General features: G+C 52.1%; 1 rRNA gene. It reads right to left on the bottom strand.

Annotation, left to right across the window (positions count from 1 at the left end):
* Nucleotides 1-606, bottom strand: a 23S ribosomal RNA gene (locus IE163_RS17660); the annotation flags it as partial.

Here is a 606-nt window from a genome sequence, read left to right as displayed (position 1 = left end):
CCTTCACACACAAGAGCGTACCTTCTCCCGAAGTTACGGTACTATTTTGCCTAGTTCCTTCAGCCGAGTTCTCTCAAGCGCCTTGGTATGCTCTACCTGACCACCTGTGTCGGTTTAGGGTACGGTCACCAATACCTGAAGCTTAGAGGCTTTTCCTGGAAGCAGAGCGTTAGCAACTTCGTCACCTTAGTGACTCGTCTCGTGTCTCAGTCTTAAGAAACCGGATTTTCCTAGTCTCTCAACCTACGCACTTTCACGCGGACTACCAACGCCGCGCTTGCCTAGCTTTCTCCGTCCCCCCATCGCAGTATTGGCCGGTACAGGAATATTAACCTGTTTCCCATCGACTACGCCTTTCAGCCTCGCCTTAGGAGCCGACTCACCCTACCCTGATTAGCATGGGATAGGAACCCTTGGTCTTTCGGCGGGGAAGTTTTTCACTCCCCTTATCGTTACTCATGTCAGCATTCGCACTTCTGATACCTCCAGCATCCTTCTCAAGACACCTTCGCAGGCTTACAGAACGCTCCTCTACCACTCATCCATAGGATGAATCCGCAGCTTCGGTGGATGATTTTAGCCCCGTTACATCTTCCGCGCAGGCCG

This window comes from Alishewanella longhuensis (genome assembly GCF_014653435.1).
Classification (GTDB): Bacteria; Pseudomonadota; Gammaproteobacteria; order Enterobacterales; family Alteromonadaceae; genus Alishewanella; species Alishewanella longhuensis.
The sequence above is the reverse complement of the archived record's forward strand: the minus strand, read 5'-3'. Positions and strand labels throughout refer to the sequence as shown.